Source organism: Ruegeria sp. CDSC052 (assembly GCF_059610685.1).
On sequence record NZ_JBXWOB010000005.1, the window covers coordinates 74,374 to 99,355 of the forward strand.

Here is a 24,982-nt window from a genome sequence, read left to right on the forward strand (position 1 = left end):
TCTGGCGAGTTTCAAGTGCAATCGGCTGGACCAGTTGGATCAATTTCATTCCCCGCCCAACCGTGCAAGGGTCTTTGTTAACAGAAGGTGCCAATGGGAAAACCGAAACTAAGAAATCTTCCAGACCTGCGCGACCGTGTTGCACCGAATGCTGAGATTGCGGTCAGGGTTACCCCGAAAGCCGCAGCAGACAGGATTTTGGTTCGGGACGGAACGATCAGAATATATATCACTGCACCGCCCGAAAACGGCAGGGCAAATGAAGCCACACGTGAGCTTCTGGCGGTGGCGCTGGGGGTTGCTCCGTCCGAACTGATCCTGAAGCGCGGCCAGACATCGCGCGAGAAAGTCTTTGTGTGTCAGGCCTGACCGGGGGTTTCGCGAATTTGGTAAACACCTTCGGGCAGATCCAGTGCCGCAGCCAGATCACGAACCTGTTCGGGCGAAAGCGTAATCTTCTGAACCTGGTCAGTGCGCGGATCCAGTTGTTCCAGCGTTACGCATTCTGCAAAATTGTTAATAACCACATCCTCGTTCAAAGGCATTTCGCCTTCGTCCACCAGGGTTATGACCGTCGAGTCGAATTCATGCTCAATCGAAAACATGTGTCCAGCTTGCCGGGCGGAACATTGCAATGCAACCCGTTCTTGGGAAATCGTCCGGTGGCGAACCGCCTTGTGTCGGGCTATGTTCGACGAAAAGGCATGACCGGACCAAAGGAAATAGTATGCGTCGCCTGATCTTGATGATATTTGGTCTGGTTCTGTCGGCCTGTGACACCGGTTCGTTACGCGTTCAGCCGGTAGAGGAATGGCAACAACCTTCAACTGATTTTCAGGTCGATGTGCTGACCTTTCGCGAAATCAGTCAAAGGGTCGGGGATGTGGCGCGCGCAGAGTGCAAGCGGCGCAGTAATGTCAGCAACTGCGATTTTTCGATCGTGGTTGATCTGAACCCTCGCGCACCAGCAAATGCTTTTCAAACCTTGGATGACGACAATCAACCAGTCATAATCTTCACCCGCGCGATGATTCAATCGGTGGAAAACGCCGATGAACTGGCCTTTGTGATGGGGCATGAATCTGCTCATCACATCCTGCGCCATATTCCCCGCCAGTCCGAAAACTCACGAGAAAGCGCCGCGATTTTTGGCGAGCTTGCACGCATAGCGGGGGCAAATGACGCCGATCTTGAACAGGCGCAGAAGCTGGGCGCGCAGGTGGGTGCCCAGATATATGTCAAGGACTTTGAACTGGAAGCGGACCGGTTGGGAACGATCATCACGCACCGGGCAGGTTATAATCCCTTGTTAGGAGCCCGCTATTTTGCCCGAATTCCTGACCCGGGCGATCGTTTTCTAGGCACCCATCCACCGAATGCTCAGCGCGTCGAAATTGTTTTGGAAACCTCACGGCAGCTTGGGCTGACACAATGACGGGACTGAAACGGTTGGGGGTTGTCTTGACGGACCGCGGATCGAAATATGCCGTGTCCGGCGCTTTGGTCAGTTCCCGGGACGAGGTGGCAGCTGTCCTGCAGGACCTGAAATCTGACAAAAGCTATGCCAAGGCCACGCACAATACCTGGGCCGCAATCCTGCTTACTGGTGCGCTCAAGGCGGATGACGGGGAAAGCGGTGCCGGAATGGTGATTCTGCGCATGCTGGAAAGGGCCGAACTGAGCGGTCATATCGTCATTGTCACTCGATGGTATGGCGGAAAAAAGCTGGGCGGTGATCGATTCCGACGGGTGCAGGATGCAACACGGGCTTATCTGGACGAACTGGAATTGGGACTTTGACCTGCGTCAAGGCTTGGGCTGTTTCGTATTGCTAGTCTGATCGGACAAAGCGAAACGGAAAGGAATGCCAATGCCCGATCGCGAAACGCTTAGGCATCATGCTGGTCTTTTTGACCGTATGGCTGGCAAGCTGGGGGTGGATCTGCAGGAATCTGCAATCGCTGGACATATATCGGTGGATCAGATTACCGATGCGGTTCTGCGATGCACCGATTGCCCGAACCCGGGCCATTGCCAATCATTTTTGAATCAACCGGTTCTGGCAGCGCAGACCCCCGAATATTGCCGGAACCAGGATTTGTTAAGCAAGTTGATCCCTTAGGAGGGCCGCAATGCCGCGCCTTGGACACCTCATGACCCATTTGCGCCTTGTGTTGAGGATGGGGCAAGCGACGGGTACGGATATTGTGCGGGCCCACAATAAAGGTCGGCTAAGTCAGGAAGACTGGGCTGAAATGATCCGCCTGTGTCAGGGATGTGGCTGGGCGGCTGCCTGCCCGGATTGGATGGAAAGACATCCAGATGTTGCAGGAGCACCGCAAACCTGCCCGAACAAACATCAATTCGCCGCGTTGAAAGTAATACAAATGCAGGAATTGGGATGAAACACGCTGTACTGGGCGACGTGGAAAAGCACTTTTGGCTAACTCGATCCGTTGCCCGATGCCTTAAGATCTCGTTGACCGAAGCCATGTCCGACGGGCGGTTGAGCCCGGATGAATACGCCGAGATGGTAACGCGTTGCCGGGCCTCGGACTGTCACGAGAAATGCACGATATGGCTGGCGGCGCAGCAATCTGATCCCCGTTCAGCGCCCGGGTTCTGCGTAAATAGCCAGGTTTTCAACCGGCTGAAGTGATCAGATCTTGGAATGTGTCCCGTCGCAAAACGGAGGGTTAGCGCAGTTTTTACAGCCGCAGAAGAAGAGTTTCTTGCTGGTATCAGCCGTGAACTTGACCGGTTCAAAGCCGGTTCCTTTGTGAGATCCATCACAAAATGGCTGCCGATTGGACCGGCCGCACGAGCACCAGAAATAGCTTTTTCCTTCGGTTACTTCGATTGGATAGGGCGCTTTTTGCGCAATGACTGGACCTTCTGGCATCTGGTTTCTCCGTTCGCTGACTTTCCCCAGTCTATCGCCTGAACAGATGTGCCGAAAGCAGTAGCTGCCACGCGGCACCCATTCCATAGGCAATCCCCCCGGCATGGTTTTGCCTGCTTTCGCAAACGCGCTGTTGATTTTATTGCAAAATTACCAACCACACCGTATTGTGAAGTCGGCCCCATGTTCAGGGCAATAACAGAAATTAATTAGAGGAATGACGGACATGAAACTCAAATTTGCTGCCGTTAGTGCGTTTGCCCTGGTTCTGGCTGCTTGCTCGCAACAGGAAGAGCCGACACCGGTATACATTACCCCAGATTATGACAAATACGGCACGCCGAGCTGCCCGGCAGGGACAGATCTGGCGACGACCGAAGCAGGTCAGACCGTATGTAATCCGACTGCTCAATAAGATTTTCGCGGGCGGATTCCGACATAGCCGCCCGCACAATCGAACAAAAAAGCCGCCCTATGGGTGGCTTTTTTATTGCCTGTCATACGGTGTTCGGGTTTCTGTTTGACCTATTGAATTACCGAGGTCGCATGAGAAAACTTGTCACCCATCTAAAGGACCGCATCCGCTGGAGCTGGCAGGGATTGGCTGCCACTTGGCACGGTGAATACTCGTTCCGGGCTTGGGTCTGCGCTAATCTTGTTTCTGCGGGTCTGGCCCTGTGGCTGCCCCTGAGCGATGGCGTTCGGGCTCTGATACTGGTGATCGGTCTGTTGGTTCTGGTGGCCGAACTGTTCAACACGGCGATCGAACGGGCGGTGGATCATACTTCGACCGCACACAATCTATTGGCCGGGCAAGCCAAAGACGCCGCCAGCGCTGCGGTGGCACTGACTGCTTTGGCTGGCGGATTGGCCTGGGTTATCGGGCTGTTGAGCCTTTTCTGACTGCCGCTGGGTCGGTCAATTCAGTTAGATGTGGTTAGCGAAGCTTGCCCCATAGATCATATTCCCCGGCCTCGTCCACCTCGACCGAGACAATGTCGCCCGGTTTCAGGGCCTCATACCCTTCGTCGATGAACAGGTTGCCGTCGATCTCGGGCGCGTCGGCGGTGGTGCGGCAGGTCGCGGCCTCATCATCGATCTCATCCACGATGACCTGCAGGGTCTGGCCGACCTTTGCGGCCAGTTTGGCCTCGGAAATCGCCTGAGCCTTTTCCATGAACCTCTCCCAGCGGTCCTGTTTGACCTCGGCGGGCACATGGTCAGGAAGATCGTTAGAGCGGGCTCCGTCGACGTTTTCGTACTGAAAACAACCGACGCGATCCAACTGCGCCTCATCCATCCAGTCCAGCAGGGTCTGGAACTCGGCCTCGGTCTCGCCGGGGTAGCCCACGATAAAGGTGGAACGAAGCGTGATATCAGGACAGGTCGCGCGCCAGGCGGCAATCTCGTCCAGTGTTCTGGCGGCCGCAGCAGGGCGGGCCATGCGTTTCAAAACATCCGGGTGTGCGTGCTGGAAGGGAATGTCCAGATAGGGCAGGACGTTACTGCCCGCATCCGCCATCAGGGGGATCAGCTCACGCACATGCGGGTAGGGATAGACATAGTGCAGGCGAATCCACGCATCCAGCTGTCCCAATTCGCGCGCAAGATCGGTGATATGGCTGCGGACCTCACGGTCTTTCCAGGGGTTCACATCGTATTTCCGGTCCAACCCATAGGCCGAGGTGTCCTGCGAAATCACCAGCAATTCGCGCACACCGTTATCGACCAGCTTTTCCGCCTCGCGCAGAACAGCATGCGCCGGACGGCTGGCCAGTTTGCCGCGCATGTCCGGGATGATGCAGAACTTGCATTTGTGGTTACAGCCCTCGGATATCTTGAGATAGCTGTAGTGGCGCGGCGTCAGTTGAACGTTGGCCGCAGGCAGCAGATCCACGAAGGGGTCGGGATCAGGTGGCACGGCCTTGTGTACCGCATCCAGCACCTGCTCGTACTGATGTGGTCCGGTGACGGCCATGATACGGGGGTGATGTTCGCGGATGTAGTCGGGTTCGGCCCCTAGACATCCGGTTACGATAACCTTGCCGTTTTCTACCAAAGCCTCGCCGATGGCATCGAGAGACTCCGCCTTGGCGCTGTCCAGAAATCCGCAGGTATTCACAATCACGGCATCCGCGCCTGAATAGTCCGGCGAGATGCCGTATCCTTCGGCCTTTAGGCGCGTCAGAATCCGCTCGCTGTCGACCAAAGCCTTGGGGCAACCCAGCGATACCATGCCGATGGTCGGCTGGTTCGGACGTGGTGTATCAGTGATCCGGGCAGCAGGTGCCAGGTCGGGGCGGAGGTTTGGCGGGTTTGTGGTCATGGCGCGGCATATAGTGGGGAAAGCTTCCCCTTGCAAATGCGCTGCCGTCTTTGAATGATCTTTTTATAGCGTGCCAAATAAGTCGGAGAGCAGAAAATGAAATGGCTAATGCGCATCCTGTTCCTTTTGGTGGCTGTGGTCGGTCTTGTCATCGGCGCACTGCTGCTGATGCCGGGCGACAAGTTGGCGACCATTCTGGCCGAGCAGGTCAAGGCACAAACCGGGCGTGATCTGAAACTGTCGGGGGGCGTTAAGCTGTCCTTCTGGCCTGTGCTGGGCATGGAAACCGGGGCGGTTTCCTTCGGAAATGCCTCGTGGGCGGGGTCTGAGCCGATGCTGAGCGCCGAAAGCCTGGCGGTTGGGGTCGATACCTTGGCCATTTTGTCCGGCGATGTGCTGATCAAACGGATTATTGCCGAGAATCCGACCCTCAGACTTGAACTGTCAGACGGGCGCGGAAACTGGGAGTTTGACACGGCCGTCGCCCCGACAGCCAGCGGCTCGGGTGGATCAAAACCGGCCGATGCATCGCGTGCGGTGACACTGGAGCATCTGAAACTGACTCAGGCGCGTCTGATCTTTGTTGAAAATGGATCGGCCCGATTTGATGTCGCAGATGTGGATTTGTCTGCCAGTTGGCCAGCAGTCTCGGCCCCCATGGTTCTGGATGCACAAATGCCGGTTCCGGGCGGTGAGGCCCGCGTGGATATCAAGATACCCGACTTGCCGGCCTATGCCACGGGCGCGGCATCCGAGATTGAACTTGCACTTGCGGCCCCTGGTGGTGACATCGGATTTGACGGGCGCGTCAACCTTGCCGGAGAGATGGACGGCAAGCTGCAGTTGAAAACCAAAGACACGGAAAAAATGCTGGCCGCGTTCGGTCAGGAGGGCGTTGGAGTGCCGCACGGGTTGGGCCGCGCTGCGAATGTGTCGGGGCAAATGACTTATACCAGAGATGGCCGCATATCTGTGCGCGATCTGGTGGCTTCACTCGACAGTAACCGTTTTACAGGCGAAGTTGATATTGTAATTTCCAACCCGCCACAGATCACTGCTCGGTTGGATGCCAGTGATCTTGATCTTTCTCGCTATAATCAAAGTGGTCAGACGGTCTCGTCCAGTTCCAGCGGTTCCGGCGCGGGTGCTGCCTCGGAGGGGTGGTCAAGGGAACCGATCGACGCCTCGGCGCTGGCTTTGGCCAATGGTGAAATTCGACTGACAGCCAAATCTATCGCGCTGCCCGAGCTGACGCTTGGCCCCAGCGACCTGACAATGCGGCTGGACCGGTCTCGGGCTGCATTGGAGATGAACCCGGCAACCTTGTTTTCCGGAACGCTGAACGGGCAGGTGGTGGCCAATAATCGGAATGGGTTGTCCGTTGGCGGCAAGATAAAGGCCAAGGGCATTGACCTCAAACAAGCTCTGACAGCCTTGGTCGGGGTCGAGCGGCTGTCCGGGACCGGGTCAGGATCATTCGAGTTTCTGGGCGTTGGCCAGAATGAGAATCAGATCATGCGTTCTCTCAGCGGTAAGGGCCGCTTGGATGTAGGAAAGGGGCTGATATCGGGCTTTGACCTTGATCGTCTGATGGGACGAGGCAAAGGATCGGGTGGCACCACCGTGTTCAACAGCCTGACGGGTAGCTTCACCATTGATCAGGGCGTTTTGCAGAACAACGATTTGTTGATGTCGCTGGACAATTTCCGCGCGGATGGCAAAGGAAAAGTCGGGATCGGAGCGCGCAATATCGACTATCTGTTCACGCCGGTCGCTCTGCGTGCGAATTCGGGAGAGGGCCTGTCGGTTCCGGTGCGTATCGTTGGACCATGGAGCAATCCGTCGATCAAGCCGGACCTGACCAAGGTGATCGAAGCGGCCGCCGGAGGAAAGGTCAAAGAGCTTGAGGATGATGTCAAAAAGAAAGTCATCGACAAGATAGGCGGCGATACCGGTACGGCCGGGACTGACGGGGACAGCGTCGAGGATGCGCTGAAGAACAAGCTTGAGGACGAGGCCAAGAAAGGACTGCTTAAGCTGTTTGGCGGAAATTGAAGTGTCGGGGCCAGCGCCCCGACACCAACGCTCAGATGGTCTGGTCGTAATCTCCGACACCCGGTTCGGTTCGGATAACCGCGTCGATATCCGCAAAAATGGCACGCATCTCTTCTTCGCTTTCGCTGCTTTCGCAGACGACCACCAGATTGGGCGTATTCGACGAGGCGCGGACCAACCCCCAGCTGCCATTGTCCAGAATGACTCGGGCACCGTTGACAGTGACCACTTCTTTGATCGGGCGACCTGCTAGCGTCTCTCCGGCCTCGGATTTGGCGACCAGCTTTGCGACCAAACGGTCGAGTATGTCGTATTTTTCGATATCCGCTGCATAGGGGGACATGGTCGGTGTCGACCATGTTTTCGGTAGTGCCTTTCGCAGGTCGGACATGCTTTGGTCCGGGTTGCGGTCCATCAGTTTACAGATCTCAACCGCGACGCGCATGCCGCAATCATAGCCACGGCCAATCGGTTCGGCCAAAAAGTAATGCCCCGACTTTTCGAACCCAGCCAGCGCGTTGATCTCTTTGACTCGCCGCTTCATGTGGCTGTGGCCGGTTTTCCAATAATCTGCCTTGACCCCGCGGGCCTTCAACTCGGGGTCGCTGGCAAAAAGGCCGGTTGATTTCACGTCGGCGACAAAGGTGGCATTGGGGTAAATCTTGGCCAGATCGCGGGCCATGATCACGCCGACCTTATCAGCAAAAATCTCCTCCCCCTCGTCATCCACAACGCCACAGCGGTCACCGTCACCATCGAACCCCAGCGCCATGTCGGCACCGCTGGCTTTCACGGTATCGGACATGTCGTGCAGCATTTCCATCGCTTCTGGGTTCGGGTTGTAATGCGGGAAGGTATAGTCCAGCTGGTTATGGCTGGGCACGACTTCGACCCCCATGCGTTCAAAGATTTCCGGGGCAAAGGCGGATGCTGTGCCGTTCCCTGTGGCACAGACCACTTTGAGAGGTCGGGATATTCTGAAATCGCCGACCAGATCGTCGATATAGGCCTCTTTCACGCCATCAACGAATTCGTAGGACCCGCCAGGGTGGGTCTGCCCTTCGCCATTCAGAACAATGTCTCGCAGTTCCGACATCTCGTCCGGGCCATGGGTCAGGGGACGTTCAAACCCCATCTTGACCCCGGTCCAGCCATTTGGATTGTGGCTGGCCGTGACCATGGCCACCGCTGGAACGTCCAGATGGAACTGAGCGAAATAGGCCATCGGGCTAAGCGCCGGACCGATATCCTTTACCTGAATTCCCGCCTGCATCAGGCCCAGGATCAGGGCATTTTTAATGGCCAGAGAATAATCACGATAATCATTGGCTACAGCAATCACGGGTTCAATCCCACGCTTGCGCATCTGTGTGCCCAGACCCAACCCCAGTGCGGTCATGCCCGGCAGGTTGATCTCTTCTGGATATTTCCAGCGGGCATCATATTCGCGAAAGCCGGTTGGCTTGATCATTGCGTCGCGCAGAAAGCTCCAGGTGTTCGGAGTCACCTCGGGGTTGGGTTTGGTCATGGGAATACTCTTGTTCAGATCTGGATAGGGTTGGCCTTGGCCAACGCATCAAAACGCATCAATGTATCGATGAGCTGCGGCATCTGGTCCAATGGGATCATATTAGGACCGTCGGAAGGTGCAGTATCAGGGTCCTGATGGGTTTCGATAAAAACCGCACCGATGCCAAGCGAAACCGCAGCGCGGGCCATCACAGGCGCGAATTCTCGCTGCCCACCAGTTGAACCACCTTTGCCGCCAGGCTGCTGTACCGAGTGTGTGGCATCCATTACGACCGGGTATCCCGTTTTGGCCATCTGCGGCAGGCCGCGCATGTCAGCGACCAACGTATTATATCCAAACGAAGTTCCGCGTTCTGTCAGTAGGATGTTTGTGTTCCCAGTGCTTTCGACCTTGCTCACGATGTTGCCCATCTCCCATGGGGCCAAAAACTGTCCTTTTTTGACATTAACCGCCTTGCCGGTTTCGCCAGCTGCGAGCAGCATATCTGTTTGTCGGCATAGAAAGGCAGGGATTTGCAGCACGTCCACAGCCTCGGCCGCAATCGCGCACTGGGCTTCGGTATGTACGTCAGTCAGCACTGGAATACCCAAGGTTTTGCGGATGTCATCCAGAACCTTGAGCCCTGTGTCTATTCCCATACCTCGCGCACCCGACAGCGAAGTTCGGTTCGCCTTGTCGTACGAGGCTTTAAAGACGTACTGCGCCCCGGCGGCGTCGCAGGCCTCTTTCATTTTTCCTGCGATCATTTGGGCATGATCGGCAGTTTCCAGTTGGCAGGGACCGGCGATGATCGTCAGCGGAAGATCATTGCCGACCGTGAGATCGGAGATTTTTACATGTTTCATGTGTCTTACGAGGATACCTGTTCACGAAGGACCGACGCGGTAAGCGAGATCATCAGGTAGATACCAGCAAACAACAGGAAAGCCAAAATCGTATTTTCGAACTTGCGCGGATAGCTGGGTTCCTGACTGGGAACAGGATTGACGGAAACCGTCAGATACCGAACCTGACGATTGGCTTCGGTCCTGGTTGTCTCCATATGCTGCATAGCTGATTGCAGGATCATATCCCGAGCGGCCAGATCGGCCTGTGCCATCTGAATCCGAACACTCAGCCTGGCCAGCGAATTCTCGCCGGCAGAGACATCCAGCATTTCGGCGTTCAATTCCTCCAGCACAACCGTAAGCCGTGCGATGTCGGCCTGTGCGCCATCCACCTTGGCTTTGTTTGGGCGGCGATTGTCCAACAAGGCTGCAAGCTGCAGTTCTTTGTCCTGAATAAGCGTCTCGATTTCGTTTATGCGGCCCCGCAACCCGGCAATGACGCTTTCAGGGTCAAGGATTGCGCCTTGCAGCTGAAGCTCGATCAGGTCTTCCTGAGCTTTCTTGCGTTCTTCCTGAGCGCTTACAAACCCTTCCCGGGCATCTTTCATCTGGTCTTCGCGTTTCTTTTCGGTCAGCGCGTTTACCCGTTGCTCGGCATAGGAAATCAGTTCTCGTGAAAACGCGGCCGAAGTCTGGGGGTCAGGTGTCGCCACCTCCATCCGGATCAGGCCATCGGTCGGGTCATATCCGACCGTGATCATGCGTTTGTACAGCTTGTAAGCCTCTTCGAGACTGGCGTCTGGGGACAATCGCTGAATGGGGTCGATCCAGTCCTGTTTGAACACATCGGCGAAACCGGCCTCTGTGTCCAAAAGTTCAAGCGCATCTTTCGATTCCAGAAACTCCTGGGTGGCAACCGAATCCTGCGTGGTCGCAAATTGGGTCCCTGCCAGAAGCCCTCCGATAGAGCCCGCGCCCCCGTCCGCCTGAAGGATAAGAAAGGCAGAGTTGCTGGCGTACATTGGGGTCGCGATCCGATAGAAATAGAGACCCACGACAAAGGTAGGTAGCAGGACAAAGACCGCAAGCCGCGCAAACAGAGCGAACAGTTTGCGACGGCGGCGGCGGGCGATGTCCCTCTGAATCTGTCCGATTTCACGTTCACGCCGCTCAGCCGGGCTCATCTCGGGTCCGGGCAAGTTCTCTGGTGCATCTTTCACGGTCTGGGGCAGGTGGATCGTGATGCGATCATTCGTCTGCTCGTCCGAAGTTTTCTTTTCCGAGGCAAGGTTCAGCAGACTGGAGCGTTCAAACGGATCAATTCCCTTTTTGCGCAACAACCGAACTGCATCATAGTCCGAAGTCGCCGCAAGACCGTTTTTCTGGGCAAGACGACGTGCCATCCGCAGTTGGCGGCCGGTCAGTCCTTCGCGTTTGATAGCGTCGATCTCGGTCCCTACTGGCGGTTCATTTTCTGGGCCGGGCGCCTTTGTGGCCTGGCGAATACGCGAGATCGCGTCTTCGCGCGTTTCGGCATTTCCCGCAGACCGCCGTTTGCGGCGCCAGTTGTATTTATCAGCCCTGGGTTTGGTAGTCATATAACTGCTTTGCCTCTTCCAAGGTTTCGAACAAGTGAAGCTGACCATCCACTAATACCGCCGCCTGACGCGCGAATTTTTCAAGCAGGGCCGGGTTGTGAGAGACGATGACCAGTGTTGTCGTGCGCAGCCGTTCCTGCAGAATGTCGCCTGCCTTTTTGTTGAATTCAACATCCGTTGTGGCCGGCATCCCTTCGTCGATGAGGTACATGTCGAAATCCAGAGCCAGCATCAACGCGAATGTGAACCGCGACCGCATACCGGATGAATAGGTCGCCAGCGGTTGATTGAAATATTCACCCAGGCCACACAGCCAACTGCAATATGCCTCGACATAGTCCGGGTCCATACCATAGATCTTGGCGATATAGCGCGAGTTCTCCAGAGCCGACAGCTTGTTTGAAACTCCGCCGGTAAATCCCATCGGAAAAGAGACGCGGCAGGATTTGCGAATGACCCCTTCGTCGGGTTTCTCTAGTCCGGCCATCATGTTGATCAGGGTGGTTTTCCCGGTACCGTTCGGGGCCAGAATACCGATGGATGTGCCAAGTTCGACGCGAAAAGACACTCTGTCCAGAATCACCTTTCGGCGCGTCCCGGTCCAAAAGGACTTGCTGACATTTTCAAACTCAAGCATCCAAGGCCTGCGGGTTTATCTTGTTGTTGCGCCGTTCGGATCGGCGAAAGAACGGTACCTCTACGGCGCCATATAGGCCACATTATGTCGAATTATGAAACAAATGATCAATGCGTTCCGGGGGTCGTTTTTGGTAATGTGACTTTTGCATCTGTTGGCGTCTGGATGTGTGTTACCTATCTTGCTTTCAGAACACCAACCATCTGATGCGGCACTGATTGCGATCTCATGAACCCACTCGAAAAAGAAATAGAGGCCTGCCGTATTTGTGCTGACCGATTTGCGGCAACTGAAACCGCGCATGAACCAAGACCCATTGTCTGGTTCCGCAAAGACACGCCCATTTTAGTCTGTGGTCAGGCTCCGGGGGCACGAGTGCATGCGTCGGGTCGCCCTTTTACCGACCCTTCCGGTGATCGGCTTCGGGCGTGGTTGGGTGTTGATGAGGAGCTGTTTTATGACCGTTCACGTGTCTCGATCGTTCCAATGGCGTTTTGCTTTCCCGGCTATGATGCGCGCAAGGCAGATTTGCCTCCTCCGCCAGTATGCGGTCAGACTTGGCATGATCGGGTCATGGCGGATCTTGGGCCTGTGCCGTTGACCATTCTTGTCGGGGGGCACGCCCATAGATATCACCTGAAGTCACGTGGGTCAGTCACCGAAACCGTCCGCAACTGGCGGGACTATGCGCCGCGGATCTTTGCCTTGCCTCATCCGTCCTGGCGGAATACGGCATGGATGAAGAAAAATCCGTGGTTCGAAGCCGATCTGTTGCCGGTTTTGCGTGCACGGGTGCAAGAGGTTCTGAATGACTGAGATTTCGGCTCTGGACGCCGCCCATGCCGCGGCTGAGGCCGCTCCGCAGGATGATGCGGCCCGTCTGCGTTTCTTTGAGCGGCTGGCTGACAGTGAGCTGTTCCTGATGCTGACGGAAGAGGCAAAGAACGAGAATATTTCGCCCGAATTGTTCGACGTGGCAGACGGGCGTTTTGTGCTGGCATTCGATCGCGAAGACCGGCTGGCCCGCTTCGCAGACCGCCCGGTGCCCTATGTTGCGCTGTCGGGGCGGGTTTTATCGTCTATGTTGTCGGGGCAGGGGATCGGGCTGGGGTTGAACCTCGAGGTTGCCCCGTCCTCGATGTTGATCCCGCCCGAGGCATTGGGCTGGTTGATGGAAACTTTGCAGCATGGTCCCGAAGAGGTGCAACAGCACCTGTCCGAGTTCCTGGCTCCATCGGGGTTGCCCGACGAACTGCTGACAGCTTTGGACGCCAAGCTGGCTACGGCCATTGGGTTGGCGCAAGCCGCCTATCTTGTCAGCACCAAAACGGCTGAAGGTAGGTTCGGGCATTTGCTGGGTTTTGTCGATGCCGTCGAAGGGGCAGAGACAGCTCTGGCTAAGGCCGCGTCCGAAGCGCTTACCTTTTCCGGGGTCGAAGCTGGGGCAATGGACGTAGGTTTTTTCAAATCAAGTGACACGGCCGCAGCGTCTTTGGCGCGGGTGGGTTTGCGGTACGATCTGCCGCAGCCTGAGGCGCGTGTGAATGCGCATATCGCTCCTGGGCGCGATCGGGACAAACCGCCTTTGCTTAAGTAATGGCGGAATGGGGCTTCGCAGATTGATCCGCGAAGCCCGGTTTGTTTACTCGGCTGCCGGCTCCAGCTTGTCCTGTGTACGCGTTTCAAAGTCGCCGGCCTCGTGGCGTTCGTGAAGCTGTGTATGCTTTTCGCCGAAGGCACGATTGACCATGCGACCGCGTTTCACGGCGGGACGGGCGTCAATCTCCTTGGCCCAGCGCATGACGTTCTTGTAGGATTCGACGTCCAGGAACTCGGCTGCGCTGTACAGGCGCCCAAGAACCAGTTGTCCGTACCAGGGCCAGATCGCGATATCGGCGATAGAGTAATCCTCGCCTGCGATATAGGTTTTCTCGGACAGCTCCCGATCCAGAACATCCAGCTGCCGCTTGGTTTCCATGGCAAAGCGGTTGATGGGATATTCCCATTTCTCGGGCGCATAGGCGTAGAAATGGCCAAACCCGCCACCCAGATATGGTGCACTGCCCATTTGCCAGAAAACCCAGTTCATCACCTCTGTCCGTTCGGGCCCGGATTCGGGTAGGAAAGCGTTGAACCTTTCAGCCAGGTGAAACAGAATCGAGGCACTTTCGAACACGCGCACAGGTTTTTCACCGGACCGATCCCACAGGGCAGGGATCTTAGAGTTCGGGTTGGCCTCTACAAAGCCCGAACTAAACTGATCTCCCTCGCCGATGTTGATCAGCCAGGCGTTATACTCGGCCTCTTCATGGCCTAGCGCCAGAAGCTCTTCCAGCATGACGGTTACTTTTACCCCGTTCGGAGTAGCAAGCGAATAGAGCTGCAGAGGATGGCGCCCAGCAGGCAAATCCTTGTCATGAGTTGCCCCCGCAATCGGGCGGTTGATATTAGCGAATTGTCCGCCGTTTTGGCTATCCCATGTCCAGACCATCGGGGGCGTATAGGTCGATTGCTCGCTCATTTCTTGCCTTTCTCAGCAAAGTTCGGGTGAATTATCCGTTCGCTTCAACAGCTAATATTGCAAAGGGCAAAGTCCAACCCTGCCCGTTGGGAAGATTTTGTAACATTCAGTGCAAAAGACTTCACGTTTTCTCATTCGATGTCACAGCGACGCGAGCGGGACTGCGTTCGATCGAGGAATCACCTATTCTCTGCACAGCCCCGTATTCCGGGCCGATCACCCATCCAATAAAAAAGGACCGCCCTTATGAAACGATTTGCCTGGACCTTAGCTGCGACCTTGGCATTTGCCATGCCTGCCCTTGCAGGTGATCAGTATGTGGACGGCACCGGCTATGCGGTGTCGGGATATGACGTGGTTGCCTATCGCAGTCTGGATCAGGTTGCTGTCGGTCAATCACAGCCCGAAGCCGTTCGCGGAAGGTCAGATATTACGGCCGAATACAACGGCGTTACCTGGGCATTCTCGACCGAAGAGAACCGGGACAAGTTCCTGGAAAACCCTGCTTATTATGCGCCGCAATATGACGGTCACTGCGCCTATGGCGTGTCACGCGGTGGCAAGGTGCCTGCGAACCCGAACTTGTGGCGGATTGTTGATGACAAGCTGTATCTGAACATTACCGATGTGGTTGTCGGGTTCTTTGAAGAAGATATTCCCGGCAATATCAATCTGGCTGAAGGAAACTGGCCGGGCATCGAGGCCGACGGGGCCTCCAGCAGCGTGATCCCGAAGTTTACCTCCGAAGGCCCGGTCGCAAACTGAGAGTTCTGCAACGGATGCAAAGCCCGGCATTGATTTGCCGGGCTTTTTGTTTGTCATCCGGCCAACCAGTACTCATCCTGCGTTTGCTGGTCGGCGTTGAATCTGATCCGCACGCTGCGGGCGCCCGGAAATTTCTTGGTCGCAAGCGCAACGGGTACGACAACTTCGCCAGTGCCCGCATCTTTGGACTGAAAGCTCAGAATCTCTGTCTTGACGCGCTTGGAGCCAGCGAGAACACTCGTCGGCAATGCGACGCGGTTAGCACCTTCGCAGACAGGTGCGGAAATGAAATAAGTCAGGTTGCGGCCATGCAAGCCGACAGCGTCCGGAATGTGGTCAGCATCTTGCAGGCGATCCGCATCTTGACTGTCCACCGGGGTGTCCTGCAAGTGGGGCAGCGCCGTATTCAGCATTGCACGACAGGCATCAATATCTTGGGTTTCCAGCTGAATAACGCGTTTGCGCAATCGGGGGCGGCGTGGTTTCCCCGCCGCCGAGCCCGCCAGACCTTTCCCAGCCAGCCCCTCGCTGCGCAGCAAATCATAGGCCGCCTTGGCGTTGGCCAAGGCCGCACCGTCTCCGCCATTCTTGTCGGGGTGGGCTTCGAATGCGATGTTGCGCCAGGCTTCTCGAATGTCATCTGAACTGGCGCTTTGAGCCAGACCAAGTGTGCCGAAGGCATTGGCGCGGGCACTAACCTTGTCAAAAGGTTCCATACTAAATTCACTCATAAACAAACTATACGGCCCCACAATGAATGGGCGGTTGCTAAAGTCAAATTTGTAACAGAATTGAACGGTTTATCGCGACAATGATTAAGGCTTCAGTTGGATTGTTCAAGTGGCCCAGTCAGGCAGGGTAATCCCAACTTATTCCGCAAAAACACCCGGGGTTTTCGCCTCGGGTGCACAGTCTGAAACAAGCGGATATCAAGCGACGTTCTGAAGCTCGGCCTTTGGTGTGACTCCAAGGGCAAAGCACACATCCCGGGTCAGTTCCGGCCGGTTCAAGGTGTAAAAGTGGAGCTTGTCCACTCCGCCCTCGATCAGGTCTGAACAAAGTTCTGTGCACAATGCGGTGGCCAGCAGGTCTTCGCGGTCGTCACGAATGGCCTTCTCAAAGGCATTCTCGATCCAATCCGGAATATGTGTCCCGCATCTGCGGGCAAAGTTGCGCGCCCCTTTCCAGTTTTCGATCGGCAGGATGCCCGGAACGATGGGCTTGTCGATCCCTGCCTTTTCACAGGCATCGCGGAAACGGAAAAATGTCTCGGCCTCAAAGAAGAACTGAGTCAGGGCTTCGTCGGCCCCAGCGTCCAGCTTGGCCTTTAGCCAGTCGATATCGGCGGCAAAATCCTGTGCTTCCGGGTGTTTGTCCGGATAGGCGCCAACACGGATACTGAACATCTCGGTTTCTGCCAGTGCTTCGATCAATTCGACCGAGTCCGCGAACCCTTCCGGGTGCGGCGCGAACCGATCCTGACCCTTGGGCGGATCACCGCGCAAGGCGACGATGTTCTCCACGCCCGCCCGAGCAAAGGTATCTGCGATTTCCAGTGTTTCCTGACGTGACGCATCCACACAAGTCAGATGTGCAGCAACAGGCAGGCCAGAGGACTTGTGCAATGTGGCCACCGCATCGCGCGTCAGCTCGCGCGTGGTGCCCCCCGCGCCATAGGTGACAGAAACAAAGCGCGGTTCAAGCGGTGCCAGAGTTTGCACCGTATCCCAAAGGCGGAATGAAGCCTCAAGCGTCTGTGGCGGGAAAAATTCAAATGAAACTTCTGGTCTTGTCATCTCGGCCTCACGGGTGAAATCTCTGACCCTTGTGCCAGCTAACGCATTGTGAGACAAACTCATATTATTCAAGAACAACATGAGTTCCACGCAATGCATATCGAATTCCGCCACCTGCGTACGATCAAGGCGATCCATGAATGTGGCGGGCTTGCCCGTGCCGCAGATCAACTGAACATCACTCAATCCGCGTTGAGCCATCAAATCAAAGGCCTAGAGGATCAGGCCGGGGTCGAATTGTTCTTGCGCCGGTCCAAACCGATGAAACTTTCGGCGGCCGGTTTGCGGCTGTTACGCCTGGCCGAGCAGATCCTGCCGCAGGTCGAGGCGACACAGCAGGAGTTCTCTTCTTTGCGCGACGGGCGCACGGGCCGTATGCATATCGCCATTGAATGCCACGCCTGTTTTGAGTGGCTGTTCCCGGTGCTGGAATCCTTTCGTAAATCCTGGGGCGATGTGGATGTCGATATCCGCCCCGGCCTAGCCTTTGATGCCTTGCCGGCTTTGCAAAAAGAAGAGGTCGATCTGGTTGTTTCCTCGGACCCAGAAGATCTGCCCGGTGTCGAATTCATCGAACTCTTTGACTATGACGCGGTGTTTGTCGCGGCTTCGACACACCCGCTTGCCCAGAAAGAGTTCATTGAGGCCGAAGATTTTCGCGGCCAGACCCTGATCACCTACCCGGTCGAACGCACACGGCTGGATGTGTTCAGCCAGTTGCTGATCCCCGCGCGGGTCGAACCGGCCGCGATCCGACAGGTTGAGCTGACCGCAGTGATCCTGTTGCTGGTCGCATCGAACCGGGGGATATCTGTGCTGCCGGACTGGGTCGTGCGTGAGGTGAAGTATAATTCCGACTATGTTACCCGCCCGCTGACTAAGGCGGGCATTACCCGTCGCCTTTATGCTGCAGTGCGCACCGAGGACCTTGAGAAACCCTTTGTGCAAGAGCTGATCAAGCTGGCCAAAACCGAGGCGCGCAAGCTGCAGGAGCAATAGGCACAAAACGCGGGTCTGCTATGCGTATCATTCCTCTTGGCAAGGGCGCATTGCCCCAGTATACGCGCGGTTTGACCGGACAGGAGCCTTTGGACAATGGTTGGCAGTGCAAACCTCAACATCATGATCAAAGCCGCGCGCAAAGCGGGGCGTTCACTGGTCAAGGATTTTCGTGAAGTCGAGAACCTTCAGGTGTCGATGAAAGGCGCCGGGGATTTTGTGTCCAAGGCAGACATTGCAGCCGAGGCGATCCTGAAAGAGGAACTGCTTGGCGCGCGCCCGACCTATGGCTGGCTGGCCGAAGAGGGCGGCGAGATTGCCGGCGAAGATCCCACCCGCCGCTGGATTGTGGATCCGCTGGATGGCACCACGAATTTTCTGCACGGCCTACCGCACTGGGCGATCTCGATCGCGTTGGAACATAAAGGCAAAATTGTTGCCGGTGTGATCTATGACGCCGCCAAGGACGAGATGTTCTTTGCAGAAAATGGCGAAGGCGCATGGATGAACGACACCCGTATCCGCGTTTCGGGTCGTCACCGCATGATCGAGTCGATCTTTTCGACCGGGCTGCCTTTTGGCGGACGGTCTGACTTGCCAGCGACCCTGCAGGATCTGGCACGTCTGATGCCAGTCTGCGCCGGTGTACGTCGGTGGGGCGCGGCAGCGCTGGACATGGCTTATGTTGCTGCTGGCCGGTATGAAGGCTTTTGGGAACGCCGTCTGAATGCCTGGGATGTTGCCGCCGGGATCATCATCGTGAAAGAGGCCGGTGGCTTTGTGCAGGCTTTGAACCCGGAAGGTAACGTGCTGGAGGACGGCGAGGTCATCTGTTCCAACGAGCCCATCTTTGATCAGTTTTCCAAGGTCATCCGGGGCTGAGCCAGCAACAGACAGGTCAAGCAAGCGCGCCCGATTGAGGCGCGCTTTTTCGTTTCAGAGGGTCGCGCGCTGGGCTAGATCCGCCTCTTCAGCCAATCGTGCAGCGACTGAGGCGACTGCAAGATCCTGCAACCCGACCCCGGTTCCATCAAACAGAGTGATCTGATCGTCGCTTGTCCGACCGGGGTGGTCACCATTGATGACGGCGCCGATGGGCGCGATAGCATCCTCGGTCAAGGAGCCAAGGCTGATGGCATGTTGGGCCTCGCCGATTGTCACGGACTGGGCGACCTCGTCGGTAAAGACAGTCGCCGCAGCGACGAGATCCGCGTCAACCTCCTGTTTGCCTTTGGTGTCGGTGCCCATGCAAGCCAGATGCGTGCCGGGCTTGATCCAGTCTTTCATCAAGAGCGGCTCAAAAGCCGAGGTGATGGTGATGATCACATCCGCCTGTGCGCCAAGCTCCTGTTGGCTGACGGCCTCGAATTCCAACCCAACCTCAGTGGCCACAGCTGCAAGGCGGGGCAGCATGTCGGGATGCGGGTTCCAGGCAATGACCTTTTCGAAGTCGCGCTGTTCCGCCGCCGCCCGCAGCTGGAAAGTTGACTGATGTCCGGCCCCGACCATACCAAGTACTCTTGCGTCTTGCCGCGCCAGATGCGCGATCGAAACCGCCGAAGAGGCCGCTGTGCGCACCGCTGTCAGGTAATTGCCCCCGACAAGCGCGGACAATCGCCCGGTATCGGGGTCGAACAGAAACACCGTGGATTGGTGGTTGGTCAGGCCCTTCGCCGCATTGCCCGGCCAGTATCCACCGGATTTGAGGCCCAGCACCTGACCGTCGCGGTCAAATCCCGATTTGAACCCATAGAGAGCGTCGGCATGGCCCAAAGCCTCGCGGATAACGGGAAAGTTCCACGCGCCACCTTTAGCCATCGCACCGAACACAGCCTGTACAGCGTCAAAGGCCTGCTGGCGTCCTACCAGTTTCTCGCACAGATCTTCGCCTACAATCAGCAGGCCGTCGCTTTTCATAACATCCCTCATCTCAATAGGCTTTCCCGCGGGCCGAGACCGGCCACAGGGCTTCGACTTTGCCGCCCCGTACGCCCACATACCAATCATGGACATTGCAGGTGGGGTCACAGTGGCCCGGCACCAACCTCAGCTTGTCATTGACCTTCAGTACGCCGTCTGGATCCCCGATAACCCCATGCTCGTCCGAGCACTTGAGGTATTCGACATCATCACGCCCAAACACAAAGGGCAGGCCGCTATCGACCGATTGCGCCTTGAGGCCGGCGTCGCAGATGGCCTTGTCTGCTTTGGCATGGCTCATGATGCTGGTCAGGATGAACAGCGCATTTTCCCATTCTCCCTGATCAATCCGCTGGCCGTTCTGATCCAGAATCCGCCCATAATCCGCGTCCATGAAGGCGTAAGAGCCGCATTGCAATTCGTTGTAAACGCCCGAGTTACTTTCGAAGTAATAGGAACCGGTGCCTCCGCCCGAAACCAGTTCGCACTCGATCCCTTCTGCTTTCAACCCGGCGACAGCGTCTTCGACCATGGCAATGGCAACATCCAGCTTCTCTTTACGGGCCTCATAGGTATCGAGATGTTGCATCGCACCCTGATAGGCCTGAATGCCGGTGAATTTCAGATTTGGCGCTGCTTGCACAGCTTTGGCAATCTCGATGACCGCCGGTGTCGTGGTTACACCACAGCGCCCTGCGCCGCAGTCGATCTCGATGAACACTTCCAGTTCTGTACCGTGACGCGAAGCGGCAGCCGAAAGGTCGGAGATATTGTCGATATCGTCCACGCAGACAATGATACGTGCGCCGAAATTGGGCAGCCGTGCCAGTCGGTCAAGCTTGGCCGGGTCGCGCACCTGGTTGGATACAAGGATGTCCGTAATGCCGCCACGGGCAAATACCTCGGCTTCCGACACTTTCTGACAGCAGACGCCGACCGAACCGCCCAACCGTTCCTGCAGCTTGGCCACATCGACCGATTTGTGCATCTTGCCATGAACACGATGGCGCATCCCATGGGCCTTTGCGAAATCGCCCATCTTTCGGATGTTGCTCTCTAGCGCGTCCAGATCAAGGATCAGGCAAGGCGTCTGTATCTCGCTTTCGTCCATGCCGATCGCGGCAGGGATGTCGAAGCCGACCTCGAGGTCTTCAAAATTTACGGTCTTGTTCATGTTGTTTCTCCTTACCCTTTCAGCCAGGGCAGTTTGTCCAAGTCTACATTGCCACCGGTCACGATGACGCCAATGCGCTTGCCTCGGAAAACCTCTGGGTTCTTCAAAATGGTTGCCAGAGGAACCGCCGAAGACGGCTCCATCACCACGCGCAGGTGCTTCCAGGTCAGTTTCATCGCTTCGATGATTTCCTCTTCCGAGGCGGTAAAAATATCGGTCACGTGGTTGGATACGAAATGCCAGGTGTTTTCTTTCAGGGGCACCAGCAGCCCATCCGCGACTGTCTTGGGGGCGTCATCTGCGATGATATGACCGGCCTTGAAGGACCGGTAAGCGTCATCCGCCTGTTCCGGTTCCGCTGCATAAATTGCGGTCTCGGGCGCAAGGTTCGAAACCGTCAGACAGGTGCCTGAAATCATGCCGCCACCGCCGATGGGCGCGATAACGGCGTCCATACCACCAGTCTGTTCCAGCAGTTCGGCGGAGCAGGTGGCCTGACCGGTAATCACACGCGGGTCGTTATAGGGGTGAACAAATTCGCCACCGGTTCGGGCCTGAACCTCGGCAAATGTTGCTTCGCGCGAGCTTGTCGAAGGGTCACATTCGGTGATTGTACCGCCATATCGGCGAACTGCATCCTTCTTGGCCTGCGGGGCTGTGCGCGGCATGACCACGTTGCACGGAATACCGCGGCGGCCGGCCGCATAAGACAAAGACAAGGCGTGGTTGCCGCTGGAATGCGTGCAGACACCCTTGGGCATCAAATGGTCTGCAAGGCCGAATACAGCGTTGCAGGCCCCACGCACCTTAAAGGCCCCGGCTTCTTGGAAATTTTCGCATTTGAAGAACAGCTGCGCGCCGGTCAGGTCATTCAGGTGGTCCGAAACCATGACCGGAGTTCGGCGGATATGCGGTTTGATCCGATCATGCGCGACACGCATGTCCTCGATCGTCAGATCCGCGGCAGAGGGGTGATCCAACATTGTCATTCTCCTTACGCCGCGGCATCGGTTCGGTTGCCGGGTGTGGCGCGAAAGTGTTCCTGGGCTGCGGCGACGCCAGAGCCCAACGTGATCGGATAGCTTAGATCGGCCATTGCCATCTCGATCGTACAGAGTCCGGACAGGACCATCGCATCTGTCAGACTGCCCAGATGCCCGATACGGAACGCCTTGCCGTGCAACTGGCCCAGGCCAACACCAAAGGACATCCCGTAGGTGTTAAAGGCATGGTCGGTCAGAATGTTGCTGTCGAACCCTTCGGGCACGTAGATTGCGCTGACCGTGTCCGAGTAAAGGTCTGGCGATTGAGCAACCAGTTCCAGCCCCCAAGCATCGACGGCGCGCCGGACACCCTCGGCAAGCCGATGATGACGGGCGTAAACATTAGGTAAGCCTTCTTCAAACAGCATCTTCAGGCTTTCACGCAGCCCGTAGATCAGTTGCAGAGGTGGTGTGTAGGGAAACCCTCCGGTCGCATTGGCCGCCATCATATCCCGGAAATCGAAAAAGGTCCGGTGCAGCTCTGCGGTTTCCATCGCGTCCAGCGCTTTCTGGCTGACGCAAAGGATGGCCATGCCAGTGGCCAGCATGAATCCCTTCTGCGATCCCGAAACTGCGATGTCGACGCCCCAGCGGTCGAACTCGAACGGTACAGAGGCCAAAGAGCTGACGCAGTCCACCATCAAAAGCGCCGGGTGATTGGCGGCATCCATCGCCCGCCTTACAGCCCCGATATCCGAAAGCACCCCTGTCGCCGTTTCATTATGAGTGACCAGAACGGCGCGAATTTCATGCTCTTTGTCCCCAGTCAGAACCGTCTGAAATTGGTCAGCGGGAGCGCCGCTGCCCCAAGGGCAGTCGATGACCTGAACGTCAAGCCCGTGACGTGTGCACAGATCAATCCAGCGGTGGCTGAAAACGCCATAGCGCGCTATCAGGACCTTATCACCGGGGCTGAGCGTGTTGGTGATTGCAGCCTCCCATCCACCTGTGCCGCTGGCGGGAAAGGTAACGATCTGGGCCGCAGCGGTATCAAAGACCTTCTTGGTGTCTTCCAGTACGGGTGCAAATGTCTGGACAAAGTCCGGCGCGCGATGATCCTGCGTCTGGACCTGCATGGCCAGGCGCAATCTATCAGGTATGTTGGTCGGGCCGGGAATGAAAACCGGGTTTTGGTTCGACATGGCTTGTTCCTCTGCTTTGGAGATAAGTGTCCGGGAAAAAGCTGCATTACGCAATTTTCTTGAAAAATATTTTCATTTATTGAGGATAAATATTAAGCTACTGATATATTATACTTTTCCGTTTTTCATTTTTACGTACAAGAAATCCGGACGCGAGAAACTTTGGACAGCTGAAAGGAAATGCCTGGGATGGAAACGCAGAAAAGGCCACGCGGCAGACCAAAATCGCTGTTCAAGGAAAGCTCGGCCGGGACCATGCAATCGCTGGATCGGGCGCTTAGCGTTTTGACCACAGTAGCCAGTCTGGAACGCGCAGCACTCAGCGATTTGGCGCGCGAAGTTGATGTGCCCACGGCCACAACACACCGAATTCTGGTGACGCTGCAGAAGCACGGTTTCGTCGCCTTTGATGAAGAGCGTCAAGAATGGATGATCGGGATCGAGACCTATCGCACCGGAGCGTCCTTTCTACGCCGTAATGGTGTTATCGAAATCGGAAGGCCCATTTTACGCCGGCTGATGCAGGATAGCGGCGAAACGGCGAATCTGGCCGTTCCGGACGGGGCCGAAGTGGTGTTTGTGGGGCAGGTCGAAACGGCCAATCCGATCCGGGCCTTTTTTCCTCCGGGCGCGCGGACACCGATGTATGCCTCGGGCACCGGTAAGGCGATCTTGGCCGCGTTGAACGAGGCTGCATTGATCAAAGCGCTGGGCACGTTGGACACAAAGGTCTTCACGCCTCAAACACTGGTGCCCGGCGATGCACTGCAAAGCGATCTGGATCAGACCCGGGCCCGCGGGTGGTCGCATGATCGGGAGGAACGATACGAGGGGATGTCATGCATCGGTGCGGCCATCTTCAACGACCGGGGGGAACCCTGTGCGGGCATTTCCGTATCTGGCCCTACCGCCCGGTTCAGCACTGAACGCGCGCCGGAATTGGGCCGATTGGTACAAGCCGCCGCGCAAGAGGTTACCTTGCTCAGCGGTGGGCGCTTACCGGCGCGGGATGCGGGGGATGCGGGATTGTGACAGCTTGTATTCGTGCTCTGGATGGGGCGGATGCCCATGGGTGCGGTTCCAATAGTCACTCGCGCCGCGCCGCAACCAAAGGGGTATGCACAAGAGCAAACCAACAAGGAAGCCCCCGGTATGGGCCCAATAGGCGACGCCGCCCTCGTCGGGGTTGCTGGACAGGCTTCCAATGAACTGCATACCCAGCCACACGCCTAGCATGACAAACGCCGGGATCGAGAAGACACGGAAATAGATCACCAGAACAAGCAGGATGTCCACGCGCGCTTTGGGGAACATCAACAAATAGCCACCCATGACGCCAGCTATTGCGCCAGACGCACCAATCGTAGGGACCAGAGATTGTGGCGCTGTGACGACGTGGATCAGACCGGCCCCGATACCGGCGGCAAGATAGAACAGCAGAAAGGGCAGGTGGCCCATCTCGTCTTCGAGGTTGTCGCCGAAGATCCACAGGAACAGCATGTTTCCTGCCAGATGCATCCAGCCGCCATGCAGGAACATCGAGGTCACGAGGGTCTCAAGCGTATAGCCGTCCGTAATCCGGGCGGGCACCACCGCATAGTCGGTATACAGCTGGGTGATCAGCCGCTGGTTCTCCATGCTTCCCGCATAGCTGAGGAAAATCAGGATATTTGCAGCCATCAACAGATAGATGACATACGGTGTGCGTCCCGAAGGGTTATGGTCACGAATTGGAAACATGGTGCG

30 protein-coding genes are annotated in these 24,982 nt (G+C 56.6%); 15 read left to right on the forward strand and 15 right to left on the reverse strand.

The window, feature by feature from the left end; genetic code table 11:
* Positions 1–93: 93 nt before the first annotated feature.
* Positions 94–369 (forward strand): DUF167 domain-containing protein, encoded by a 276-nt coding sequence (locus AC2FIM_RS10605; protein ID WP_271949266.1) that lies wholly within the window; start codon positions 94–96, stop codon positions 367–369.
* Here AC2FIM_RS10605 and AC2FIM_RS10610 read toward each other — a convergent pair.
* Positions 360–605, reverse strand: coding sequence for a DUF8831 family protein (locus AC2FIM_RS10610; RefSeq protein WP_496677661.1), 246 nt, complete (start codon positions 603–605; stop codon positions 360–362). The genes AC2FIM_RS10605 and AC2FIM_RS10610 overlap by 10 nt on opposite strands.
* 122 nt (positions 606–727) lie before the next feature.
* On the opposite strand from AC2FIM_RS10610, the gene AC2FIM_RS10615 reads away from it, so the two are divergent.
* The 5 genes from AC2FIM_RS10615 (at position 728) to AC2FIM_RS10635 (ending at position 2,659) form a co-directional block, all read left to right on the forward strand.
* Entirely contained in the window at positions 728–1,435 is a 708-nt protein-coding gene (locus AC2FIM_RS10615) for a M48 family metallopeptidase (protein WP_271949271.1), read from the forward strand.
* Entirely contained in the window at positions 1,432–1,800 is a 369-nt protein-coding gene (locus AC2FIM_RS10620) for a YigZ family protein (protein WP_496677662.1), read from the forward strand. Before AC2FIM_RS10615 ends, AC2FIM_RS10620 begins: the two co-directional genes overlap by 4 nt.
* Positions 1,801–1,870: 70 nt before the next feature.
* Positions 1,871–2,122: a DUF6455 family protein gene (locus AC2FIM_RS10625; protein WP_271949274.1), complete on the forward strand. Its 252-nt coding sequence runs from the start codon at positions 1,871–1,873 to the stop codon at positions 2,120–2,122.
* A gap of 10 nt (positions 2,123–2,132) precedes the next feature.
* A complete protein-coding gene (locus AC2FIM_RS10630) occupies positions 2,133–2,405 on the forward strand; it encodes a DUF6455 family protein (RefSeq protein ID WP_271949276.1) in 273 nt (90 codons plus the stop codon).
* A complete protein-coding gene (locus AC2FIM_RS10635) occupies positions 2,402–2,659 on the forward strand; it encodes a DUF6455 family protein (RefSeq protein WP_271949278.1) in 258 nt (85 codons plus the stop codon). Before AC2FIM_RS10630 ends, AC2FIM_RS10635 begins: the two co-directional genes overlap by 4 nt.
* Here the strand turns inward: AC2FIM_RS10635 and AC2FIM_RS10640 are convergent, their stop codons facing one another.
* The gene (locus tag AC2FIM_RS10640) at positions 2,660–2,902 is read right to left on the reverse strand and encodes a CDGSH iron-sulfur domain-containing protein (protein ID WP_142636614.1); all 243 of its coding nucleotides are present in this window, start codon (positions 2,900–2,902) and stop codon (positions 2,660–2,662) included. It lies immediately after the preceding gene.
* Positions 2,903–3,128: 226 nt separating this feature from the next.
* Here AC2FIM_RS10640 and AC2FIM_RS10645 point away from each other — a divergent pair, with 226 nt between their 5' ends.
* Together AC2FIM_RS10645 and AC2FIM_RS10650 are read left to right on the forward strand one after the other, a co-directional pair.
* The gene (locus AC2FIM_RS10645) at positions 3,129–3,317 is read left to right on the forward strand and encodes a hypothetical protein (RefSeq protein WP_142636616.1); all 189 of its coding nucleotides are present in this window, start codon (positions 3,129–3,131) and stop codon (positions 3,315–3,317) included.
* Between the two features lie 131 nt (positions 3,318–3,448).
* Entirely contained in the window at positions 3,449–3,805 is a 357-nt protein-coding gene (locus AC2FIM_RS10650; RefSeq protein WP_496708121.1) for a diacylglycerol kinase, read from the forward strand.
* Between the two features lie 34 nt (positions 3,806–3,839).
* On the opposite strand, the gene rimO is transcribed toward AC2FIM_RS10650, so the two are convergent.
* Positions 3,840–5,228: a 30S ribosomal protein S12 methylthiotransferase RimO gene (rimO, locus tag AC2FIM_RS10655; protein WP_496708122.1), complete on the reverse strand. Its 1,389-nt coding sequence runs from the start codon at positions 5,226–5,228 to the stop codon at positions 3,840–3,842.
* A 96-nt stretch (positions 5,229–5,324) separates the two neighbouring features.
* On the opposite strand from rimO, the gene AC2FIM_RS10660 reads away from it, so the two are divergent.
* Positions 5,325–7,283, forward strand: coding sequence for an AsmA family protein (locus AC2FIM_RS10660; RefSeq protein WP_496677666.1), 1,959 nt, complete (start codon positions 5,325–5,327; stop codon positions 7,281–7,283).
* A gap of 31 nt (positions 7,284–7,314) precedes the next feature.
* Here AC2FIM_RS10660 and AC2FIM_RS10665 read toward each other — a convergent pair whose 3' ends face one another.
* From AC2FIM_RS10665 to AC2FIM_RS10680, 4 genes are read right to left on the reverse strand one after another with little or no spacing between them, the layout of a single operon-like run.
* Positions 7,315–8,811 (reverse strand): phosphomannomutase/phosphoglucomutase, encoded by a 1,497-nt coding sequence (locus tag AC2FIM_RS10665; RefSeq protein ID WP_271949287.1) that lies wholly within the window; start codon positions 8,809–8,811, stop codon positions 7,315–7,317.
* 14 nt (positions 8,812–8,825) lie between these two features.
* Entirely contained in the window at positions 8,826–9,659 is an 834-nt protein-coding gene (gene kdsA, locus AC2FIM_RS10670; protein WP_142636626.1) for a 3-deoxy-8-phosphooctulonate synthase, read from the reverse strand.
* Positions 9,660–9,664: 5 nt separating this feature from the next.
* A complete protein-coding gene (locus AC2FIM_RS10675; RefSeq protein WP_496708123.1) occupies positions 9,665–11,239 on the reverse strand; it encodes a KpsE/RkpR family capsule polysaccharide export protein in 1,575 nt (524 codons plus the stop codon).
* Positions 11,217–11,876, reverse strand: a complete 660-nt coding sequence (locus AC2FIM_RS10680) for an ABC transporter ATP-binding protein (RefSeq protein WP_142636630.1) — start codon at positions 11,874–11,876, stop codon at positions 11,217–11,219. The genes AC2FIM_RS10675 and AC2FIM_RS10680 overlap by 23 nt, the downstream gene beginning before the upstream one ends.
* 228 nt (positions 11,877–12,104) lie before the next feature.
* Between AC2FIM_RS10680 and AC2FIM_RS10685 the strand changes: the two genes are divergently transcribed.
* Both AC2FIM_RS10685 and AC2FIM_RS10690 read left to right on the forward strand, forming a co-directional pair.
* Positions 12,105–12,692, forward strand: a complete 588-nt coding sequence (locus AC2FIM_RS10685; protein WP_271949296.1) for a uracil-DNA glycosylase family protein — start codon at positions 12,105–12,107, stop codon at positions 12,690–12,692.
* Positions 12,685–13,473 (forward strand): SseB family protein, encoded by a 789-nt coding sequence (locus tag AC2FIM_RS10690; protein WP_271949298.1) that lies wholly within the window; start codon positions 12,685–12,687, stop codon positions 13,471–13,473. The genes AC2FIM_RS10685 and AC2FIM_RS10690 overlap by 8 nt, the downstream gene beginning before the upstream one ends.
* Positions 13,474–13,518: 45 nt before the next feature.
* Here AC2FIM_RS10690 and yghU read toward each other — a convergent pair whose 3' ends face one another.
* Entirely contained in the window at positions 13,519–14,397 is an 879-nt protein-coding gene (yghU, locus tag AC2FIM_RS10695; protein WP_271949300.1) for a glutathione-dependent disulfide-bond oxidoreductase, read from the reverse strand.
* Positions 14,398–14,643: 246 nt separating this feature from the next.
* Between yghU and AC2FIM_RS10700 the strand changes: the two genes are divergently transcribed.
* Complete coding sequence (locus tag AC2FIM_RS10700) at positions 14,644–15,162, forward strand: YHS domain-containing (seleno)protein (RefSeq protein WP_142636638.1); 519 nt, start codon at positions 14,644–14,646, stop codon at positions 15,160–15,162.
* 53 nt (positions 15,163–15,215) lie between these two features.
* Here AC2FIM_RS10700 and AC2FIM_RS10705 read toward each other — a convergent pair whose 3' ends face one another.
* Positions 15,216–15,878 carry a J domain-containing protein gene (locus AC2FIM_RS10705; protein ID WP_142636640.1) on the reverse strand — a complete coding sequence of 221 codons (663 nt, stop codon included), beginning with the start codon at positions 15,876–15,878 and terminating at the stop codon, positions 15,216–15,218.
* Between the two features lie 213 nt (positions 15,879–16,091).
* Positions 16,092–16,958 (reverse strand): methylenetetrahydrofolate reductase [NAD(P)H], encoded by an 867-nt coding sequence (gene metF, locus AC2FIM_RS10710; protein WP_271949306.1) that lies wholly within the window; start codon positions 16,956–16,958, stop codon positions 16,092–16,094.
* Between the two features lie 93 nt (positions 16,959–17,051).
* Between metF and AC2FIM_RS10715 the strand changes: the two genes are divergently transcribed.
* Both AC2FIM_RS10715 and AC2FIM_RS10720 read left to right on the forward strand, forming a co-directional pair.
* Positions 17,052–17,957, forward strand: coding sequence for a LysR family transcriptional regulator (locus AC2FIM_RS10715; RefSeq protein ID WP_142636644.1), 906 nt, complete (start codon positions 17,052–17,054; stop codon positions 17,955–17,957).
* A 96-nt stretch (positions 17,958–18,053) separates the two neighbouring features.
* A complete protein-coding gene (locus tag AC2FIM_RS10720; protein ID WP_142636646.1) occupies positions 18,054–18,839 on the forward strand; it encodes an inositol monophosphatase family protein in 786 nt (261 codons plus the stop codon).
* Positions 18,840–18,893: 54 nt separating this feature from the next.
* Here AC2FIM_RS10720 and bhcD read toward each other — a convergent pair whose 3' ends face one another.
* Genes bhcD through bhcA form a run of 4 tightly spaced genes read right to left on the reverse strand, consistent with a single transcriptional unit; the run spans position 18,894 to position 23,236 of the window.
* Positions 18,894–19,874, reverse strand: a complete 981-nt coding sequence (gene bhcD, locus AC2FIM_RS10725; protein ID WP_496677675.1) for an iminosuccinate reductase BhcD — start codon at positions 19,872–19,874, stop codon at positions 18,894–18,896.
* 13 nt (positions 19,875–19,887) lie between these two features.
* Positions 19,888–21,051, reverse strand: coding sequence for a 3-hydroxy-D-aspartate aldolase BhcC (gene bhcC, locus AC2FIM_RS10730; RefSeq protein WP_496677677.1), 1,164 nt, complete (start codon positions 21,049–21,051; stop codon positions 19,888–19,890).
* A gap of 11 nt (positions 21,052–21,062) precedes the next feature.
* Entirely contained in the window at positions 21,063–22,034 is a 972-nt protein-coding gene (gene bhcB, locus AC2FIM_RS10735; protein WP_496694737.1) for a beta-hydroxyaspartate dehydratase BhcB, read from the reverse strand.
* A gap of 11 nt (positions 22,035–22,045) precedes the next feature.
* Positions 22,046–23,236 carry an L-aspartate--glyoxylate aminotransferase BhcA gene (gene bhcA, locus AC2FIM_RS10740; protein WP_496677681.1) on the reverse strand — a complete coding sequence of 397 codons (1,191 nt, stop codon included), beginning with the start codon at positions 23,234–23,236 and terminating at the stop codon, positions 22,046–22,048.
* A gap of 189 nt (positions 23,237–23,425) precedes the next feature.
* Here bhcA and AC2FIM_RS10745 point away from each other — a divergent pair, with 189 nt between their 5' ends.
* On the forward strand, positions 23,426–24,268 hold the full coding sequence (locus tag AC2FIM_RS10745; RefSeq protein ID WP_281972691.1) for an IclR family transcriptional regulator: 843 nt from the start codon (positions 23,426–23,428) through the stop codon (positions 24,266–24,268).
* Here the strand turns inward: AC2FIM_RS10745 and AC2FIM_RS10750 are convergent.
* Positions 24,233–24,976 carry a rhomboid family intramembrane serine protease gene (locus AC2FIM_RS10750; protein ID WP_281972692.1) on the reverse strand — a complete coding sequence of 248 codons (744 nt, stop codon included), beginning with the start codon at positions 24,974–24,976 and terminating at the stop codon, positions 24,233–24,235. The two genes, AC2FIM_RS10745 and AC2FIM_RS10750, sit on opposite strands and share 36 nt — an antisense overlap.
* Positions 24,977–24,982: the final 6 nt, after the last annotated feature.